General features: G+C 42.5%; 11 protein-coding genes. 7 read left to right on the forward strand and 4 right to left on the reverse strand.

Going from position 1 to position 20,814, the window contains the following annotated elements; genetic code table 11:
- Positions 1-25 precede the first annotated feature (25 nt).
- From NBH15_RS04755 to NBH15_RS04780, 6 genes are all read left to right on the forward strand, one after another.
- The gene (locus NBH15_RS04755; RefSeq protein WP_186959009.1) at positions 26-1,612 is read left to right on the forward strand and encodes a sulfatase family protein; all 1,587 of its coding nucleotides are present in this window, start codon (positions 26-28) and stop codon (positions 1,610-1,612) included.
- Between the two features lie 1,203 nt (positions 1,613-2,815).
- Positions 2,816-5,308, forward strand: a complete 2,493-nt coding sequence (locus NBH15_RS04760) for an alpha-L-rhamnosidase-related protein (RefSeq protein WP_250822119.1) — start codon at positions 2,816-2,818, stop codon at positions 5,306-5,308.
- Positions 5,309-5,337: 29 nt separating this feature from the next.
- Entirely contained in the window at positions 5,338-6,006 is a 669-nt protein-coding gene (locus tag NBH15_RS04765; RefSeq protein ID WP_250822120.1) for a cobalamin B12-binding domain-containing protein, read from the forward strand.
- An 11-nt stretch (positions 6,007-6,017) separates the two neighbouring features.
- The gene (locus NBH15_RS04770) at positions 6,018-7,019 is read left to right on the forward strand and encodes a uroporphyrinogen decarboxylase family protein (RefSeq protein WP_250822121.1); all 1,002 of its coding nucleotides are present in this window, start codon (positions 6,018-6,020) and stop codon (positions 7,017-7,019) included.
- An 11-nt stretch (positions 7,020-7,030) separates the two neighbouring features.
- Positions 7,031-7,741 (forward strand): vitamin B12 dependent-methionine synthase activation domain-containing protein, encoded by a 711-nt coding sequence (locus NBH15_RS04775; RefSeq protein WP_250822122.1) that lies wholly within the window; start codon positions 7,031-7,033, stop codon positions 7,739-7,741.
- A gap of 28 nt (positions 7,742-7,769) precedes the next feature.
- Positions 7,770-8,840, forward strand: coding sequence for a uroporphyrinogen decarboxylase family protein (locus tag NBH15_RS04780; RefSeq protein ID WP_186959004.1), 1,071 nt, complete (start codon positions 7,770-7,772; stop codon positions 8,838-8,840).
- A 27-nt stretch (positions 8,841-8,867) separates the two neighbouring features.
- On the opposite strand, the gene NBH15_RS04785 is transcribed toward NBH15_RS04780, so the two are convergent.
- The gene (locus NBH15_RS04785) at positions 8,868-9,809 is read right to left on the reverse strand and encodes an AraC family transcriptional regulator (protein WP_250822123.1); all 942 of its coding nucleotides are present in this window, start codon (positions 9,807-9,809) and stop codon (positions 8,868-8,870) included.
- Positions 9,810-9,937: 128 nt separating this feature from the next.
- On the opposite strand from NBH15_RS04785, the gene NBH15_RS04790 reads away from it, so the two are divergent.
- On the forward strand, positions 9,938-12,397 hold the full coding sequence (locus NBH15_RS04790; protein ID WP_250822124.1) for an alpha-L-rhamnosidase C-terminal domain-containing protein: 2,460 nt from the start codon (positions 9,938-9,940) through the stop codon (positions 12,395-12,397).
- A gap of 99 nt (positions 12,398-12,496) precedes the next feature.
- On the opposite strand, the gene NBH15_RS04795 is transcribed toward NBH15_RS04790, so the two are convergent.
- The 3 genes from NBH15_RS04795 to NBH15_RS04805 all read right to left on the reverse strand — a co-directional run bounded on the left by NBH15_RS04795 (position 12,497) and on the right by NBH15_RS04805 (position 20,806).
- The gene (locus NBH15_RS04795; RefSeq protein WP_250822125.1) at positions 12,497-15,670 is read right to left on the reverse strand and encodes a glycosyl hydrolase; all 3,174 of its coding nucleotides are present in this window, start codon (positions 15,668-15,670) and stop codon (positions 12,497-12,499) included.
- A gap of 45 nt (positions 15,671-15,715) precedes the next feature.
- Complete coding sequence (locus NBH15_RS04800) at positions 15,716-18,775, reverse strand: glycosyl hydrolase (protein ID WP_250822126.1); 3,060 nt, start codon at positions 18,773-18,775, stop codon at positions 15,716-15,718.
- Positions 18,776-18,868: 93 nt separating this feature from the next.
- Positions 18,869-20,806, reverse strand: coding sequence for a RagB/SusD family nutrient uptake outer membrane protein (locus NBH15_RS04805; protein WP_250822127.1), 1,938 nt, complete (start codon positions 20,804-20,806; stop codon positions 18,869-18,871).
- Positions 20,807-20,814 lie beyond the last annotated feature (8 nt).

Raw genomic sequence — 20,814 nt, forward strand, 5'->3', positions numbered from 1 at the left:
TCTAATTTATACAAGTATATAGAATATGAAGAACATTAGGTCTAAAGTATTATTCTCATTAACGGGAGCAGCGGTGTTAGCATCGCTGCCTTCCTGCAAAGAGAAAAAAGCAGGGGCAGAGGAGGCTAAAAAGCCGATGAATATCCTCTACATTATGTGTGATGATCATTCGTTTCAGACAATCAGTGCGTACGATCATCGGTTCATCGAGACTCCGAACATCGACCGTATCGCTAAAGAGGGAGTCCGTTTTACTAACAGTTTCGTTGCCAACTCGTTGAGTGGTCCCAGCCGTGCCTGTCTGCTGACCGGTAAGCATAGCCATGCAAACGGCTTTACCGACAACACGAAAACATTCGACGGTGGACAACAGACGTTCCCGAAACTATTGAAGCAAGCCGGTTACCAGACCGCTATTGTCGGTAAATGGCACCTGACATCCGAACCAACCGGGTTCGATTACTGGAACATATTGATAGGACAGGGCGATTATTACAATCCTTATTTTATCGATAACGGAGAAAAGAAACAAATAGAAGGATACGCCACCAATATAACAACCGATCTGGCTATCGACTGGATGGACCAGAAAAGAGATAAGAACAAACCGTTCTGCCTGCTTCTGCATCATAAGGCACCGCACCGTACCTGGATGCCGGATACCTGCGATCTGGAATTGTATAAGGATGTTGTTTTCCCGATACCGGAAACTTTCTACGACAAGTATGAAGGCCGTATTGCCGCTTCGCAGCAGGAAATGAATATCATTAAAGACATGGATCTGGTGTATGACCTGAAACTGGCTGACAAAGAAAACGAGATCCACTCCAATCCTGGATTGGAAAAAGCCGGACGTAATATGTACAACCGGATGACTCCGGAACAGAAAGCCGCCTGGGACAAGCATTACGACCCGATCATCAAAGAGTTCAAGGAAAAGAAACTTTCCGGCAAGGCTTTGGCAGAATGGAAATACCAGCAGTATATGCACGATTATATCCGTGTCATCCATTCGGTAGACCGTAATGTAGGCCGTGTATTGGATTATCTGGAAAAGAACGATCTGCTGGATAATACGATTATCGTCTATACATCCGATCAGGGTTTCTATATGGGTGAACACGGTTGGTTTGACAAACGTTTCATGTATGAAGAATCTTTCCGCACACCGATGTTGGTTCGCTATCCGGGTGGCATAAAGGGTGATATTCCTGAAATGGTTCAGAATATCGACCATGCCGCTACCTTCCTCGAACTGGCAGGCGCTCCGGTTCCTGCAGATATCCAGGGTGATTCTTACCTGCCGTTGCTGAAAGGCGAGCATCCGAAAGACTGGCGTACTTCCTTATATTACCATTATTATGAGTTCCCAGCCGAACACATGGTAAAACGTCATTATGGCGTACGTACAGACCGTTATAAATTAATGCATTTCTATAATGACATCGACGTATGGGAACTTTACGACCTGCAAAACGACCCGATGGAAATGAATAACATTTATAATAAACCCGGTACGGAAGAAATCACCAAACAGTTGATGGACGAACTGCATAAATTGCAGAAACAATATAACGATCCTATCGAATCGGAATTAGCAAAGAAAAGCTAACAGAATAAGTGAAATAGGTAAAGGAGATGTGGAGAGTAGAACCCCTGGAGTCGAACAAAAAGGCTTCAGGGGTTCTTTTATATATATCGTATAAATGTTTTATTCGCTTAAACATCTCAATAAAAGTTTATCAAAATAAATCCTTCATTCCTTCATCTATATGATAGATTGTTGGTTATCTTAATGTTACTGCTGATAAATAATGAACAAGATGAAGGAAATAGCTTTGTTAACAGGTAGAAAAGAAGTAGGAGTCTGGTAATAGATAATTAGAGTTCTTCTAATAGCCTACTATTCTGAAGGTTATATATGCGTTGTTGTTTGTCATCTGTCGAACGCTTGTTTGATAGTTGTGCGATAAGCGTTCGACAGATGGCAAACAAGTGTCCGATAATTGAAAAACAAGAAAGAAGAAAGCATATCAGGACTAAGGGCTTACTGGTTCTGTATTAGAATAAGATATGCTGGCAGATAATCTTCCGGTAGATATTTACCTTTTTATGGTATTGGAAGCTATCAATTATTAGCTAAAAAATCAGGGATTAAAAAGCGTTTCCTTCATTTTGTTCATTATTTATCAGTAGTAACGCAAAGATAACCAACAATCTATCATATAGATGAAGGAATGAAGGATTTATTTTGTAAAACTTTTGTTGAGAGAATATGTCGATATTTATGATATGATTCACTTCTTATCAAATATGAATGTAGCGTCGTTGGTAAGGGCGGTTCGCGAACCGCCCTTACGGTGTCAATGTAAGCCTGTAAGGCTTTAACAAACCAGCCCAGGGTTCTAACCCTGGGTTTATGAAAACCCGCTCCTGTCTTTCCGCCCTGTAAGGGCGGGACAGGCTAAATATCAACCCTTTTCGTCTTGTCGCACCCCTACAGGGTGCTCAGAAAGAGAAAAATTCAAGGGAACCCAGGGTTAGAACCCTGGGCTAATTTGTTACAGGCCTACAGCCTGAAGACACCGTCGCCAACTGGCTCATCCTATAATTAGCAGATAGCTCATCTTTCTAAATTGGCACATTAGCATATTGCCACATTGGCTCATTATTCTTCTAAATCCGTGTCGATAATTGTATCATTCTGTCATGTATAAAGAACAAATCCTCATGTTCCAAAGAAAAATATATACGGACCTTTGTTCTTGAAATTTAATACCAATGTTTTTAATTACTAACTTAATTCGCATAATTCATGAATATGAGATTACTGGTGACCTTTGTCTTTTTGGGGATATGTATGTTTACTTTTGATTCTTATGCCCTGAATAATAATGTGCCTCATGATCCGGCACTGAAAAAAATAACTATCTCCGATCCCAGTCAAAAGCTGGTTCTTCAACTCGACTATTCGGAGGGTTGTAAAATAACGCAGTTAAAAGTAAAAGGTAAAAATGTATTGTCTGAATCAGGTGTTTATACAGGCTTCAGAACCAGGGGAGGTTCCTTTACCTCCTGTTCCGGTCAGGATGGAATTAAGGTGGAAGAGTCCGGAAATAAGATACTTATAAAGAATATCATTTATGGAGATCATTCGATAAGTGTAAATGAATCATGGAGCTTTGACCTGAATGGTGACAAGATCATATGGAATATCAACCGGAAATACAGTAACCTGGCAAAGCTGGAAGAGATGGCTTTCCCTCAATGGAATTTTGCAGACCTTGCCGTCTGGAAGGGAGGAATCCTGGATAACGGAGGAATGGTCTGGTGTAAATATTTGAGAGAGGTGAATGATACGTATGGCGTACATACCGGAGGTGTTACTTTCTGGAATCCGGATACGGGAAATGCATTGCGTATCAAAGCAAAATCGGATGGGAGACAGCTGGCGGCAAAATATTCGCAGAGTGATAAGAAAGAGTTTGTCTGTACTCATTTTGTGACAGATGAAGAATTGGAACCCCGGTATAATCTGAACCGCTTTGTCCATCAGCGATCAGATGTGTTTGTCCCTTTTAATGTTCAGAAAGGCGATGTAAACATGACGCTGGAAATGGAATATGTCGATTATGCAGTTGCCTATTCAAGAGGAAACCTGCCCGGCATAGATGCGGAAGCGGTTCGTGAGTTGATGAATACGACCGGCAGATACGGGGTGGTGGATAATACGATTGTAGGAGCAAACGGATGGACTACCAACTGGAAATGTTTGCATGAGCCTTTCTTTGCCCAGATAGGAATGGCCTTGAATGACGGCAATTATGTAAAAAATATGTCCGCAACCTTAGACAGTGAGAGGGATTATGCGATAACAGCCGACGGACGTGTCCTTTCCCGGTGGCATAATGCGGATGAAGATCAGATGCCGGGAACATTCAATTATAAAACCGGATATTATGAAGCAAGATGGGGATACACGATAGATTCGCAGACCGGCCATGTGATTAACACGGCGGAACAATTTGACTTGTGTGGTGATATCGAGTGGCTGAAATCTCATAAAGCAGGTTGCGAGAAGGCGCTGGATTGGTTGATCAGAAGGGATTCGAATGGCAACGGCATTTTTGAGATGATGAATAACTCTATAAAAGAAGAGAAGGCAAGCGATTGGCTGGATATCGTCTGGGCTAGCTTCGAGAATGCGTTTGTAAATGCCCAGATGTATGAAGCCCTTAATCTGTGGGCCGGCTGTGAACGGGTTTTGGGAGATAAGGCAAAGGCTGATTATTATACGGCAGTGGCACAGAAGCTGAAAGATAACTTCAACAAGTCGATCCATGACGGCGGTTTCTGGTCGCCGGAGAAAAAACAATATGTTTATTGGAGGGATAAAGACGGTTCTGTACATGGGGATAACCTGGTTACTCCGGTCAACTTCGCTGTGATTGCCTTCGGTTTATGTGATGATAAAAGACGGATCGCCCAGGTACTTGAACAGATTGAGAAAAGAACGGTTGCCGAGAACCTGTTCCACTGGCCGCTTTGTTTCGACTCCTTTAAAAGAGAGGAAGTATCAGCCGGAAACTGGCCTTTCCCAACTTATGAGAACGGGGATATCTTCCCGACCTGGGGATATCTGGGAGTCAGGGCTTATGTTGGTTACGACAAGCACATCGCTTTAAAATATATCCGTAACATCCTGGCGCAATATAAAAAAGACGGACTCTCTTCCCAGCGGTATAGCCGTAAGACACAGGAGGGACAGGGTTCCGATATTTTGGCAGGTATCTGTACAAGTGTGACGGCTCTTTACCGCGACATTTACGGGATACGTCCGAAATGGAACAGGATGGGACTGGAACCTAACCTGTCTGAGATACTTAACGGAACGGAATTTAATTATACGTTGCGGGATACCGACTATCGCATCCGTTTGAGTGTCGATGATTATGAGATGCAGACAGACCGTTTTTCTGTTAAAAGCCGTGATGCTTTCGGAGCCTCTTTCCGGGAAGGCGGTTTGGTTGTCTATCCGCACAATGAAGAAAAAACAGTGTTGAAAATCTTTGGTGAGTCGTCTTCGCCGGTGGGTGTAACCTTGAAACAGTGTTCCGGAAATGATATTTCGTGGGAAATGAATACGGCGGACAATTACCGGTTTATTATTGAAGGATTGAATCCGGCTTTAAAATACAAATTAGCCATCCAGGGTAAAACGACTCCTGTAGAAGTCGGGATAGATGGCAAGGCTTCCTTTACTTATCCTTGTAAAGGAACAGTGAGAGTAAGATTATACGGCAAATAAAATTATTGAACATTCTAACAACAAAAACTATGAACGACATTTTAGAACAAATCGCATTATGTGTGGAAAACGGGAAAATAAATCAAAAATCTCCCTATCCGCCAAGCATGAAAGGGCAGTTGGGTGCCGACGAACTTACTATGCAGGCTTTGGAAGAGGGTGTTGCACCTACTGATGTCCTCTCAAAAGGCCTGATTGTCGGTATGGGACGTATCGGAGTGAAATTCCGTGAAAACAAAGTCTTCGTACCCCAGGTCTTGATGAGTGCCAAAGCCATGAGTGGGGCGATGGCACATCTGAAGAAGTATTTTATGGATGGTTCCGTCAAACGGAAAGGGAAGCTGATCATCGGTACGGTGGAAGGCGATTTGCATGATATCGGGAAGAACCTGGTGAGTATGATCGCCGAAGGAAACGGATATGAGGTAATAGATTTAGGCGTGGATGTTCCTGCCGAGAAGTTTATCGATGCCATAAAGATGAATCCGGGTGCATTTGTAGGAATGTCAGCCTTGCTGACGACAACGATGGCCAATATGGAAAAAATCAACAAGCAGATCAAGTCGGAATTTCCCGAAGTCATCACCTGTGTGGGAGGTGCACCGTTGAACAATGAGTTCGCCCAAAAGATCGGCGCCGATTATTATACGGACGAACCGCAGGCATTGGTGGAGATATTGGATAAGCTGGTTGCATAAAAAAGAATGGTATGAACGTAGATAATTGGATCAGTGATATTATAAATGTACGCGAACGTTGTACTATGCCGATTATGACCCATCCCGGCATCGAGATGATAGGGGCAACCGTGAAAGATGCTGTTCAGAGCGGAGAGAAACATGCACAGGCAATCTATGAACTGAGTAAGATGTATCCGTCGAAGGCGGCTACCGTGATCATGGACCTGACAGTAGAAGCGGAAGCGTTTGGGAGTTCCATCGCATTCCCTGAAAACGATATGCCGCATATTCTGGGAAGCCTGGTCGATTCGGAAAGTATAGAAGGATTGCAGATACCCTCTTTGTCATCCGGCAGGATACCTGTGTATATACTGGCTAATAAAATGGCGGTCGGGATGATCACGGATAAACCGGTGTTTGCCGGGGCTATCGGTCCTTTCTCTCTTGCCGGAAGATTATATGGCATGTCGGAGATCATGGTCGCTTGTTATCTGGAACCGGAAGCTATAGCTCTGCTGCTCGATAAATGTACCCGTTTTATAGAAGATTATTGTATGGAACTGAAACGGACGGGATGCTCCGGGGTTATAATTGCCGAACCGGCAGCCGGATTGTTATCGAACGAAGATTGTTTACAGTTCTCTTCGGTATATGTAAAAAATATCATCGACAAAGTACAGGACGATTCGTTCATGGTAATCCTACATAATTGCGGTAATACCGGTCAGTGTACAGACGCCATGATATCCACCGGAGCGAAAGCCTATCATTTCGGTAATGCCATATCAATGACGGAAGTTTTGAAACAATGTCCGGGGGATACGTTGGTCATGGGGAATATCGATCCGGTAGGAGTGCTCCGTATGATGTCACCGGAAGAGATTGAGAAAGAGGTAACTTCCTTATTGGAACAGACGGCAGAGTACCCGAATTTTGTATTGTCGACCGGCTGTGATGTGCCTCCTTGCGTACCGGAAGAAAATATCCGGGCCTATTATAATGCTTTATCAGCTTTTAATCGTAGCATATAAATGACGTTTTGATGGCTGCATTTAGTTATTATAGTCCGACAATTCGGGAAACAGGTATTCTTCCGGATGATCTGCTGGAAATGCTGCATGAAGAAGACCGTTCTCCGGATAATCCGGTAGTGTGCGAGGTAACGGAGGTTTTTGAGCAACTCCCTGCAATTTCAGATATACGGGGAGGCTATGCCGTTTTTGAGGACATAGAACGGTTTCCGGAAACAGGAGAGATACGGATAGCGGGACAGACTATAAAAACATCCCGTAAAATCTGCCGGCTGATGGAAGGAGCAGAAAAGATCGCCGTTTTTATCTGTACGGCCGGACAGGGATTTTCGGATTATTCCGGAAAGTACAATAAAGAAGGTGAGTATCTGAAAGGGTATATCGTGGATACGATGGGAAGTGTCGTTGTTGAAAAGTCTATGGATTTTATTCAGTCTGAACTGGAGAAGCAAGTACAGTCGGAAGGAATGAAAATAACCAATCGGTACAGTCCCGGTTATTGTAACTGGCCTGTTGATGATCAGAAGCAGCTTTTCTCATTAGTACCGGCTCATACATGTGAGATCTCACTTTCAGCCAGTTGCCTGATGGTCCCGATCAAATCGGTAAGCGGTATTATCGGCATCGGCAGGAATGTGCGGAAAAGTAGTTATTCCTGTGATATCTGCAACAATCTCACCTGTATTTACCGGAAGGTAAAAAATAAGAATAATCAACATTGAACAAGCAATAAATAAACTGTTAACAGATATGGATAATATGACTCCCAAAGAACGTATTTGGGCAACAATAAACCGTCAGCCTGTCGATCGTCCGCCCGTCGACCTCTGGTGTACACCCGAAGTACTTGATTCACTTCGGAAATATACTTCATTACAAGATGAAATGGCTGTTTATAATAAGTTGGGAATAGATAAAATAGTCTGGATATTTCCCGGTTACGGAGGACGTTTCTTCGACCCGAACGATAGCGGGGAGATAACGATGTGGGGTGTTCCGACCCGGATGGTAAAGGCTGGCCTGGCAACTTACCAGGAATATATCAATCCGCCGATTGCCGATTATATGGATCCGTCCCAGCTGGCCGGTTATCATTCCTGGCCTGACCCGGATAAATTTGATTATGCAGGAGCGAAGGCATTGGCAAAAGAAGCACGTTCCTGGAATTTCGCAACGATAGGTCCCTGGATATCTCATTTTGAGATTTATTGCCAGATGCGCGGATTGGAAAATGCCCTGATGGATACGTTGGCAAATCCGGACTTCCTGGATGCGACGGTAGAGCGTATCGACGCCATTCAAACCGTCATGCTGGAACGGATGCTGACTGAATTGAACGATGAACTCGATATTGTATTTATCAGTGATGATATGGGAATGCAGGATAGTATGCTGATTTCCCTGGATTCGTGGGAAACGCATTTCAAGCACAGGCTGAAGAACTGGTGCGACCTTATCCATAGTTATGGCAAGAAGGTATTGTATCATACGGATGGTGCAGTCCTTCCTTTGATACCGGGATTGATCGAGTGCGGTATAGATATTCTGAATCCGATACAGCATGTTTGTCCAGGTATGGACAGGGCTAATCTAAAACAGCAATACGGGAAAGATCTTATTTTTCACGGGGGAGTCGAGAATCAACGTATCTTACCGATGGGGACAGTCGGTGAAGTGATCGATGAAACCCGGAAATGCCTTGAAACGTTAGGCAAAGACGGTGGTTATATCTGTTGTTCATGTCATAATGCACAGGCAGGAACACCGGTGGAAAATATTCTGGCAATGATAGATACGGTGAAAACATACAAGCAAGAATAAGTTTTGTTATAAGGTCTGATACGGTGTTTAAAGAGCTGTCTTCCCGTCATTTTCTGAATCGGCAACATGCTGTAGTTGGTTTGAAGAAAGCTGTTCCCTGTAAGCTAAAGGAGTGAATCCGGTATATTTTTTGAAAAGTGCGGTAAAATAAGTTGCATCTTCATAGCCGACCATATAGGATATCTCTTTGACACTCAGGGAGGAGTTGAGCAGGAGGCTTTTGGCTTTCTGTAGTTTTAATTCTAATATAAAACGAGCCGGCGAGACATTCGTATATTCTTTGAATAGTTTCCTGAACCAGGAGTATCCCATATTGATCTGTTGAGCGACATCTTTAGGGGATATTCCTGTAAGGAAATTTTCCCTCATGATTATACGGGCCTGGTTGATTTGCTGGATAACGACATCATTTGTGAAATGTTGGTTGCAGTCATAATAGATAGCCATTCCCAGGATGAGGTTGCCAATCCCGGCCAGTGTTTGCTGGTAAGTGGCTTGCTCGGAGAAAGCGAAGTCTATGGCCTGGTTGAATAACTGGATGATATCTTCGCGCAACCCGACTTTATAAACTAACCGGTTTGTTCCGAAGAAGCCGTTTTTGAACCTTGCATCCAGATGAGGACCACGCATGCCTATCCAGTATTCCTGCCATCCGGTTTTTTTGTCCGGATAGTAGCTATGCCATGTATAGGGAGGTATTATCAGCATATCTCCGGCTGTTATCGGGATACTTTCATCGGGAGAAGTGAAGTAAGTCCCTTTCCCTTTAGAGATATAAATGAGCTGGTAATTATCGAGTATACGTCCGTTTTGAGGAGTAAAGTAATAATCTGTGGGATGTCCTACTTTGGGCGGATAGATTTTATAGTCTTTGCTGATTTCTGCCTGACCTACATTGTCAACGATCAATCCCCAGAGTAAATCTCTTTCACTACTGACGAGGTATTTGAAAAGATTTTTGTTTTTCATATTCAGATGCAATGAACTTTGTACAAATATATATAAATCATATTACAATGGCAAGATATCCATATTTGTTATGATTGTACTATCTTCGGATTGCGTTAAATAGTTATTTATAAGTTAAAATTGTAGTTATGTCTAAAAACTTGATTCTGTTTACGAAAATATTATTACTGACACCGTTGTTCGTACTGGCTGCTAGTCCGGAAGGAAAAGACTTGAAGAAGTCGCCGTATCCACCTTTGAAGGGTGTTCCGACAGGAGAGAAGATCACTTGCTCGCCGGACCCATTAGTCAATTGCCGGTGGAAAAGTCCGGATGCCGACGATGATCTGGAAGTGTACACACGGAAACCGGTTTCTGTTACATGTGATGAACCGATGAATATGACGGTAAAAGGTCATTCGGACTTAACAATTACCGGAGCATGTAATATCATGTTTGATTTCGGTCAGGTCAATGCCGGTTGGCTGGAATTTGAATGTGATGATATGCCGGCTACTGTCGAATGCAGTATCAGCGAGTTCAATGAGCCGGCTGTTTTCAATCTGGGTTCCGAGCATCCGGTAAAGACGGCTGTGCCTAAGCAATATGGTAAAACGTATCGTTTAGAGTTGAATAAACAATTGTATGAAGGTGTACGTTTTGCCTGGATACATTTGAAAGATGTGTCTAAGAAATTCAGGATACGGAATGTACGATTGGTCTGCCAGACGAAACCGACTAATTATGAAGGAAGTTTTAACAGTAACGACGAACAGTTGAACCGTATCTGGTACACTGCCGCCTATACTGTCCGGCTCAATTTGCTGAAAGATTATTTCGGTGCCATTCTGATGGAACGGAGTGACCGTCATTCGTGGACCGGTGATGCACACACTTCACAGGCTGCCGCTCTTGTCGCTTTTGGTAATTATGATTTTGTCCGTAAGAACATTCTTTATACGGCGGAACAGTTTAATGGTATCCTGAGTTATTCTCTTTATTGGGTACAGAGCTTACTGGATTATTACCAGTATACCGGAGATCAGTCTCTTTTGGATTCTTTATGTAATAATGCCTGCAATAAACTGGATATCGCTTATCAGCATTATGAACAAAGTCCTTCGGTCTCTTTTTACGGATGGGATGAGCGGTTAGGGGCTGGTTTTGAGAATCCGAACTGTAAAGAGACACATACGGCATATAAAATGTTATCTATTCAGACCTGGAAGAGGTTTGCAAAGGCGATGAATGATTGTGGCCGGCAGGATCTGTCCCGGAAATATGAAACGTATGCCGATGAAAAGCAACAGCAATTGCAGTGTAGTCCGGACTGGCAGGAAGGGTTGGATATATTTGCCGCTTCTGATGCAGTGAATGCAGGTGTCGTTTCTCCTGAGGAGGTCGCTTCTTTATGGAATAATGTCTTTAGCGATCGCTTGCAGCGTGTTTCCTATTCTCCTTTCAACCAGTATTTTGTAATCAATGCACTGGCTTGTTTGGGGCGTTATGGAGAAGCGATGAATACGATCGATGATTGCTGGGGAGGACAGTTACGTTATGGAGCGACAACATTTTTTGAAGTATTCCGTCCTTCATGGAATCTCTGTAAACTAGCGGATAATGATGCTCCGGTCAATAACCAGTGCGGATATACCAGTTTTACTCATCCCTGGAGTGCCGGTGTAGCGAAATGGTTGAGTGAAGAGGTTTTAGGTGTAAAACCGGAAGTTCCGGGATTTAAAACTTTTACCGTTTGTCCCCATCTGACTACCGGATTGACCCGTATTGACGGGGCTGTTCCTACTCCTCATGGGAAAATACAGGTTTATATGGATGTAAAGGAAGGAAAAGGATCTTTGTCTGTTCCTGCCGGAACAACAGGGCGCTTGGCTATACCTCTTATGGGAGCTGCAAATATAGAAATCAAAATGAACGGACAAACGATACAGCCGGAAAAGAAGAACGCCACTCACGTTTATTTGCCTGTTTTGAATGAAGGATCGCATACATTCAGCTTTTCTTATGACCGTCCTGCTGAAAGCCCGGTGGTTGAAGAAGAACTCAAGTACTGTTATCCGGCTTCGACGGTAAAGGAAGATACTTTGACTCAGGGTAACTGGAAAGGAGTATATGGTTCGAAAGGATATATTTTGTTCAATTACGACGGGGAAGGTGCACACCGGACTAAGCTGCCGAAGCAATGTCAAAGTATCATTTGCCAGCGAGAAGAAAATTCTAGCTATATGAATACGGCTTCTGACAAACGGGCATTGGTCTCCAATATTGAAAATGATGAGAGCCGTAGTTTAGGAGCTATAATGACCTTTGATCCGCAGGTTTGTCGTCAGACGATAACAATAGATGTGGATTACCGGCACGATAAGCCGTATAAAATATCTCTTTACTTTGTAGATTGGGATTATAACGGACGGCGGAGCGCGATCGAACTGTTTGATTTGCAGAATAAACGAATTTTATCTCCGGTCCATATGGTCCGCAATTACGGGATGGGACGTTATGTGACATTTGAAGTCAATCAACCGGTACGTGTCCGTATTTGTCAGGTGCGGGGGGCAAATGCTGCTTGTTCGGCATTGTTCCTGGATTAATGGCAGGATTGGATTAAAATAAAAAAACTACGGTTTCATTGAGAGACCGTAGTTTTTTTATGAAGCAAGATCTGAAAAGGTCTTTTCAGGAAGGGTTGATTATTCCTTTTTTAAAGTAACAGGTCCCACCAATCCGGCCGGTAACAATTTACTATCGGCATTCCATCTACAGACGGTAGCAGATGCATGCTGTTTACTGTTGGGTTGTTTGTCACCTACAAGACGGTTCCACCATGTGTTTACAACATCCACTTCAATCTTATTGGTGCCTTTCATAAGTAAATCAGAGATTTCTACGGAATAGGGATATCTCCAGAGATAGGGGAGCCTGTGTCCGTTAATCGTAACCTGTGCCATCGCTTCTACCTCTCCCAAATCTATCCATACGGGGGATGTCGGTTCTTCCGGGTATTCAAATTCGTTTGAATATGTCGCTACTCCCGTGAAATATTTAATAGAAGGTTCGTCAAAGGTTGTCAAGTCTTTTAATTCCGGCATAATGATACTTTCAATGGTATCGTTTGCTGCTTCGAATGTTATTTTCCAGTCCCCTTTAAGTGTTTGCATAGTCGTTTTTTCAGGGAAGTTCGGCCTGTCTATTTTCTTTTCTATCCCTTTGCGGAATATGATAAACCAGGAATCAGATTTGTCGAATTCAAGGGGAATATAAGTAAAACCGTTCTCTTCCCTGAACTCGTACAGGTCGCGCTTTTCTCCGGTGACAGTATTCCATAGTTCAGGCTGTTTTCCGGTTATTCTGAAACCGAACTCGCCCTTGTTTTTATCGTCTTTCTGATTGGTAATAAAGTAAGCATCCGAATTGCCTGTACTTCTGTGCGTGAACAAGAACCCTTCCGGCATGACCATATCCGGTTTCAGCTTCAATAATTCCGCCGCCTGGTTGATATCCATATTGGAAAGGACCATTCCTTTACCATATTTGTGCACATTTTCACTGTCCCCCCATAATTCATCCGCTAAGGAAACAACCCTGTTATCCGCTGCCGGATAATCTTTACCGCTGGGAGAGGACAGAGGCTTAGGACCCAGAACCACTAATCCGTTTTTAACCAGTTCAGCAATCTTTTCCAGCATTTCCGGACGCATGGTCTGTTGATTGGGTAAAACAAGCAGCCTGTAGGACATGCCGGATTTCAAAATCAATCTACCGTCTTTTACGTCTGCATATTTATGTAATACTTCACTGTTAATGAAATCATAATCATAGCCGTGAGGGAGAGACGGATTTTTTTCTCCTGTCATTTTCGGTGCGTCTTCCCCGATAAAATAAGCTACATCTGCCACATGTTTTCCTGTTTGTAAAATAGCGGTCGATCTGCGTATATAGTCGAAATAGGAGCCTGAGTGCGGGAACCAGTTGCTGTGGCGGTTAAAATCCATACCGAACCATGCATTAATACCCGGTTTTTGTTCGTAAGCCTGGTGTATATACACATGTAAAACAAAATGGTTTATTCCTTCTGTCCAGGACCAGTCGCCCATTTTCTTCATATCCCGCGGTGTCAGGTTGAATGACCAGGAAGAGGTGAATGCTTCAGCAGAAGTAAAAGGTTTCCCATAGGTATTGGCAGCCGATGAAGCACAGCGACATTCAACAGCCCCCAGGCTGGGATCACTGATCCAGAACTCTCCGCCGACATCGTGGCTAGCCCCGCCATAATTTAAGAATTCGGCAGGAAATCCCCAGTGTCCATAGTTTTCCAACCAAAGACGTAAGCCGTTCTCTTCACATTTTTCACGAAGTCCTCCGACATAGTCTATGGCAATACGGTCTGCAACCAACCGGCGCAGATCCCACAAAAAACGGTCGGAACGATCGGCGCTTTCGACGATACGCCCGGTCAATACCGGCATCCATGGATAAGGACTGTATCCGTATTCTTTTTCAAACAGTTCGCCGAAACCTTCTGTCCATGTTTCCGAACCTTGTTCGTAACTGTCTGCAACAACATGCCTGAAACCTTTACGCTTTTCGGGCGGAATACGGCGGATAATTTCACCGACATAAGCATCGAAATGTCCTGAAGCTGCCGCTTTACTCATTTTATCTATTTCATAACCGGTACTTTCAGGAGATGCCGGAGCGTTCTGTGTACCGGTAAGGGCCATTCCCGTTCGTAAAACGATCCATTCTCCTTCCGGAGCGTCCCATCTTAAAACGCCTTTTTCATCTACATTGCCGGTGATATCTATGATCGCGTCGGCACTTATTTTCAATTCTTCATTTTCCGGTTCAGCCGGCTTGTCCCACATATATGTATCTGCTTTAACTTGTGGAATATCACTTAAGCGGCCTAACTGTTTTTCCACAAAATGGGATAATCTGGCAGCTCCCGATATTTCAATTTCTCCGATATGGCCGCCATAATAACCGTCTATGATTATCCGGAAATCGGAAGCCGTAACAGCCTCGAAACTTTCTGTGGCAGGTCCGAATGTCATCCCGCCCATATTGGCATCCAGCCTTGTACGGGCAACATCGCGGTGGGCTATGGTTTTGTAATTGCCATCCTTTTGTTTGACTTGTAATTTGAAGTTTGCTCCGATACCACTTTCCACCGGTACGAATTCAATGCTTCGTGCCGTATAGGGTTCTTTGGTGTGAATGTCGATGATGACAGGATATTTATCGGCTTTGAATGCGGTTTTCCTGTTCCCGTCGAACATGGCCCTTACTTCTGCCTGGTCGGCGTGTATTTCGGCTATGTCAGCTGTTATATGTCCATTATCATTTTTAGGAACAGGAAAAGCCTGTACGGATACCTGCTGAAAGAAGTCGGCCGGTTGCTCCAGTTGAATCTCGATTTTTTTGCCTCCTGTGACTCTGGTCTCAGAAGATGTGAGATAACGCATCGCCTCTTCGGGTTTTACCCAGGGACCTCCGGACATACTCCATCCCGGTCCGTTGAACATGCCGACTTTGATCCCCAGCCTGTCGGCTTCTTTGATAGCATGTTCGACACAACTCCACCATTCTTCGCTGAGGACTTTCACTTTCCCCCAGGGATTTCCCGGGTCGACAACGTTACCGATGAGCGCTTCACCGATACCTACTTCAGCCATCGTTTCCAAATCCCGTGTAATACCTTCTTTCGATATATTATCACTGATCCAGTACCAGTACACCCAGGGTTTTGTGGACTCGGGTGGATTATCGAATGCTTCTTCAAAGGTGGTATCGTTTTTCTCTTTACACGCATTGAAGAAGATGTTTGTCAGTAATATTAGTAAGATAAAAAATACATTTCTCATTCTGATTACTTTTGTATTTGATTAAAAGATAGTCTCTGATGGTACTTATTTGGATGTGAAAATCAATTTGACAGGTCCGAATAGCCCCGCATTACATTGGTTTAGATCCGGTATTCCTTTCCAACCCCAGGTACGGAGTTTTCCCATATCCTCTTTCATCCACATTTTATTGGCTATCAGGTTTCCTATTTTTATCCTGATTTTATTCTCTCCCTGTTTTAATGTGTTAGAAATGTCAAATTTGAAAGGAGGCCATAAACGGGCTCCAACTGGTTGATCATTGACAAAAACTTCGGCCATATATTTTACTTCGCCTAAATCAATAAAAACATTTGAAGACGTATCGTCTATCGTAATTGAAGTTTCATATTCTAAAAATCCGGAATATTGCTGAAGTCCATAAGTGTACCACGAAGTCAGTTTTTGATTCTCTTTCGTACCAACTGTAAATTTAAAAGGAGCAACAGTTATTTTTTCTTCCTTCCGATTTATTACAAACGATAGTAATTTTGATTCCGGAGCCAGGTTGATTAAAGAATCCGTTACCTTTATCTTTTTATCATTCAGCCAGATTTCTTTTCCCAACATATAGGATGGAACTACAACTGATTTTGTACCTACCGGAATATTCATTCTCCAATAACCATAGATGCTTTTAATATTATTTTCGTCTTGGCGGGAATAATATTTCCAGTTCGAGTCATCATATCCTAATCGTAAAAACTCATTTTCTTTTAACCGGCTATCTGAATATAATACTTTTGCCGTTGTTTTATAAATAGTGTTTTCATTTGGATAGCTAATTTCCCATGTGGTATCGATTATTCTTTCTTTGGTGGTGATATCCGGTTTCACTTCTCTTGAATTTGTTTTATCCGGATTAAAAGCCAGCCAATAAGCTTCAAACGGATTCAATGTCAGGGATACTTTCTGATATCCGTTCTCTGTTGTCGATGGAATAATCTTTTTCTGACCTGTCTCACAATCCCATATTTCAGCAACTCCTTTTCCATCTCTGAGCCATGCGGTGAAATGTTTTAATGTATCGGTATTGTTTGCAAACCAGTATAAATTAGTATTACCGGCCTTTCTTTGAGCCGTATATAATCTACCTGAGTTTTTAAGACGTATCTGAGGTGCCATCTTTTCGTTTAAGACGGTGATCATTGCCTCCATTTTGTCTTTATCAGATGCTAAATTGATAACGTTCGGAAACTGTTTTAATGTTTTTGCCTGGGCTATAATTGTTTTATCGTTTAATCCTTTTTCGGGAGAACCCTGAGGTAATTCACCCAATAAAACAACTAACCCTCCCTGTTTGGCGAATTCAACGATTTTTTTGAATGATGACTGAGGTATAATATAAGTTGTAGGAAGTACGATTGCCTTAAAATCATGGTTGTTGATCGTTATTGTTGTGCTTTTGCCGGTGTTTTGTATTGTACTTTTCGATAAGTAATGTTTGTCGGCTATCAGGAAGTCAATATTTTCCTGATTCATCTTTCTCATAGCATCCGAATAGACTTGGTCTGTTTCAATGACACGTGGGTCCCACGGTGCATTCTGTACACCCTTTTCTTCTGAGAAATAGTTTTCTGAAAAAGACCAGGCGGTTTCAATAGGGTGAACCAGCAGAACGTCTGCAACCAGGTTGCTTTGCCGGGTTATGAAGGCTGCTCGTCTGGCAAAATCAGTCCATTGGTGTAGATAGTTCCAATAGGGATTTTCAGTGAACCAGTCACTGGGAAAAGGTACTGTTTCCAATTGTCTGTTCATGTAAATACCATGAGGAACAACATGATTAACCCCGAATGAAGTAACGGAATTTATTGTCATTTTCATCATTTCCGGAGATTGTATCCATCCGGCCACTCCCATGATTTCGCTCATAAAAGGACGGTCTTCAAATTCTGCAACGGATTGTATTTCTTTGAAATCATGTACATCCTGAGATTTCATTTCCAGGCAGTCGTTACCGGGCATTGTTACACAGCGTGTTGTTTTCATCAAATCACCGACAGCGATTGTCTGGAGTTGTAATGACTCTTCCCACAAATTAGAAATATAATACATATTACGTTCCTTCAGCCACTTGACCAATGGTTCGAAATAACATTCATTATATACATCCGATACAACATCGAACCAGTCACATCGGGCCACTACAAATAAGCCGTCTTTGTCTTTTTCGGTTAATAAAGGCAACCATGTTCTTATATCACGTTTCTTTTTATTCTGATATTGGATTGCCAAATGTTCGGACCAGGCCATTTTCCATCCGTAATCGCCTTCATTATCAACGAATACTCCTGGGATGCTATACCCCATGTCCTTTTTGAAATGTTTGTCGTATTGTTCATGGACTAAAGGAATAAATACTTCCATTAATTTCGGGTCCAGATAATTTACCTTTCCGCCATCAATCCCCGGATGTTTTTTTATTGTGTATGTGTAGATCATCCAGTCCCCCGAAGGAGCTGTCCATTTGATATTACTTCCTTCACCGATAATCCGTAGTGATGAGGCGTCGAGCTGGTTGTTAACCATTTTTCCGGCAACAGCGAAGTTTATCGAGTCGTATTTTACCTCTGTTTTCCCTTTTACATAATAACGTTTTGGAGCAAGATAAGTTGCTTCCAGTTCCGGGTGTTTTTGCAGAACCTTACCTGCTACTTGGCCGCTTGGCCAATTATAATCATCACAGTATCCGAGTGTTAATCCGTTATCCTTTGCATTTTGCAGTGCGTTACTAAAGCTATTGAACCAGGGTTCGGCAAGGTATTGTTCGACAGGAAGTGCTGTTACCGCATTATCAAATCCGGAACGAGGATGTGCATATCCGGGATTTAATTTTTGTTTAGCCATCTCTTCGGCCATTGAGGCTGCCGTCTGTTCGTCTCTGATCACATCGTCCCAAAACCAAAAGGTATGAGGGGCATAGAACATGGGCGGATTTTCAAACATGTTATAAATTTCCTTGTCACTGTATTTTTTTAACCATTCAGGCTGAATGTCTTTTTCTCTTTTATCCTGAGCTACTGCCATCGAAGAAATCAATAGGCTGCATGTTGTAACCAGGAACGTGTTTTTCTTTGATATATTCATGGATGTATTTCCTTTTGATTCGTGAGTAAGATTGATTCTTATCAAATAGTGCCCACTGAGTTGTAGTGAGCACTATATTTCATACGATGAGTTTTACTGACCGGATGCCTCTAATTCTTCAAGAGAACTGATTGGCGGTTCATTTTTCTCATAACCTGCATATCCGTAATTCTGGTTTATGCGACCATATAAATTAGGATCAATATTTCCTTGTGTAATAGGCCAGAATATATTATGTTTAGCAATTTTATATTCATCGCTGTGTAAAGTAGTTATACCTTTGTTATAGTAATTATTGTACTTTACGATACGGTGCCACCAGTAACTGTTACTGCTTTCGTCAGCCAGGCTTTTGGGAGACTGGTATGTCCCTTCTTTATTTGCCTTAATATATGAAACACGCACCAGTTCTACATGGCGGAATTCTTCGTACATCAATTCACGGGCTCTTTCGTCCATAATGATATCCATACCATCCAGACCGTTCATATCGGCTGCACTAAAGAATGTAGTACAATGAGCACGTTTTCTGATCCTGTTCACATCTTCTGCTGCTTTTGCATAATCGTTCAGCCAATAGTAAGCTTCAGCCCTCAGCAAGTATGCTTCTGCTAACCTATATAGGTACGTATCACCAGGGCCTCCCTGATAATCGACACCTTTATATCCATTGGCAACATCCCGGTCAACATCATCTACCCATAATTTGTAATAAGGATAACCGTACCAGCAGCGTATAGTATCTTTACACAATAATGTTCCGTCATCTGCATATTTCTGAAGAGGTTTTAAATAATATTTTTCATCATCAGTACCCAACAGATTTACGTTGTTATACTTCAAATCCTCCATAGCCATCCAGTTTCCTGTTTTCCTGTCATGTCGAAGGTCATTCTCGTCTGTCCACATACTTTTTTCAGCAAAGTAAGTTGGTCTTATGAAACATTCACCTCGTCCGCATACTGCTCTTTGGTCTATATAATCAGGATATTGTGCCATAAACTCAGCTGTGCCGGCTTGTCGGCCTATTCCGATATTTTGCTTACTTGGAGTTAAAATACCCCTGTTAACATCTGTCATACTCCAGAATGGGGTAAAGTTGTATAAAAACATCGTATTAACTCTACTATCCTGATTCTCATAACGGCTGATGATAGTCATAATACTTTCTTTATTAGCCGAAATAGATTTATTGACAGGTCTGTGCAAATCCCATAAGACATTTCTCGTCATCGGACGAACATCCGGGAAAGGATTTTCAAACGTGCCGAACGGTTCTTCCATTAATTCATAACCACAGTTGTTTATCAGCGTATTTGCGGCATTAAGAGCTTTCTCAAATTCGCCTGCGGCCAGGTAATACTTGGTGAGCAACATCAGACAGGTTCCTTTGTTCTCTTTTCCCCAATCGTCCCTTTCCGGGATATTTTCTACCGCAAATTCCAAATCTTTGATCATTTTCTCAATAATCACTTCCATCTTTACTGAACGGAAATCCAGTTTGGGAGTGGTTATTTCTTTCGTTACCAGAGGAATGTCTCCAAACTGGAAAGTAAGATGATAGTAACGCCATGCACGATGAAAATAAGCTCTGGAAAGCATCTGGTTTTTAGTAGTCTCGTCCAAATCTAGTTCGGGAAGACGTGATATGACTGCATTGGCAAAACTGCTTCCGGATACTCCACTAGTCCAAAATGCATTGGACAGGTTGGTTCCAATAAAAAGATTGTTAGATGTTGGAGTAATATCTGAAGTAAAATTTTGTGAACCACTTAAATCTGTGATTGCAGATACAGCTACATCTGAAAAAATTAATTCTGTAGATACGGCAGTTCCATTGGAACCCAGAAAATAATAAAGCATATCACTTCTGCAACGGGTTAATGCACCTTCAAGACCTTCGACTGTTGAAAATGTAATATTAGGCTCATAAAAAGACAGAGGTTCCGGATCCAGCCAACTTTCGGAACAAGAAGCTAATGTCGATAAAACGAGCGTAAGAGATACTGATTTGAATAGATTATTTTTCATAATAAAAT

The sequence above is a fragment of the Parabacteroides caeci genome, assembly GCF_023656795.1.
Classification (GTDB): Bacteria; Bacteroidota; Bacteroidia; order Bacteroidales; family Tannerellaceae; genus Parabacteroides; species Parabacteroides segnis.